General features: G+C 65.1%; 1 protein-coding gene. It reads right to left on the bottom strand.

Annotation, left to right across the window (positions count from 1 at the left end; translation table 11 throughout):
• Positions 1 to 146: 146 nt before the first annotated feature.
• On the bottom strand, positions 147 to 1061 hold a 915-nt coding region (locus ACZY0B_RS27625; RefSeq protein WP_463767402.1), incomplete at its 5' end, for a phosphoenolpyruvate carboxykinase domain-containing protein.

Genomic DNA, 1061 nt, shown 5'->3' with positions numbered 1-1061 from the left:
CGGTGTTAGCTATCTATACACCGAAACGTGGGGTTCCAAACAACCCGCTGGAATGCAGAAGTCACGTTTGCCGTCGACGAAGCCTATCGAAAAGAAATCGGGCTGACGCGTCCTGCGCGCCAGCCCGATCAACGTTGCGTGCGGTGTTAGTCCGCCTCGGAAAGCCGCTGCTTGAGCGCCTCGAACTCGTCCTTGACGCCGGTGGGCAGCTTGTCGCCAACAAACTCGAACCACTCCTCGATCAGCGGCAGTTCCGCACGCCACTCGGCCGCGTTGACCGCCAGCGCCTTGGTCACGTCGGCGCCTTCGATGTCGAGCCCGTCGAGGTCCAGGTCCTCGGCCGTCGGCACGATACCGATCGCGGTGTCCTGGCCACCGGCCTGGTGTTCGATGCGGTCGACGATCCACTTCAGCACCCGGCTGTTCTCGCCGAAGCCCGGCCACAGGAAGCCGCCGTCCTCGTCGCGGCGGAACCAGTTGACGAAGAACACCTTTGGCAGCTTGGACTCGTCGGAGTTCTTGCCCAGGTCGATCCAGTGCTGGAAGTAGTCACCGACGTGATAGCCCAGGAAAGGCAGCATGGCCATCGGGTCGCGGCGCACGGTGCCGACCTTGCCCTCGGCGGCGGCGGTCTGCTCGCTGCCCATGGTGGCGCCCATGAAGACCCCGTGCTGCCAGTCGCGGGCCTGCGTCACCAGCGGCACCGTCGTCTTGCGGCGCGCGCCGAACAGGATGCCGGAAATCGGCACACCCTGCGGGTCGTCCCACTCGGGCGCCAGGATCGGGCACTGCGACATCGGGGTGCAGTAGCGCGAATTCGGGTGCGCCGCTTTGGTATCCGATTCACGCAGGATCCAGTCGTTGCCCTTCCAGTCGATCAGGTGGTCGGGCTCGCCTTCCAGACCTTCCCACCACACGTCGTTGTCGTCGGTCAGCGCCACGTTGGTGAAGACGGTGTTGCCCGCCTCCATGGTGCGCATCGCGTTCGGGTTGGACTTCCAGTTGGTGCCCGGCGCGACGCCGAAGAAACCGAACTCGGGGTTGACCGCGTAGAGCCGGCC

The organism is Mycobacterium sp. IDUB_19, assembly GCF_055419445.1.
Note: the sequence above shows the minus strand (reverse complement) of the source record. Positions and strands in the feature narration are given on the sequence as shown.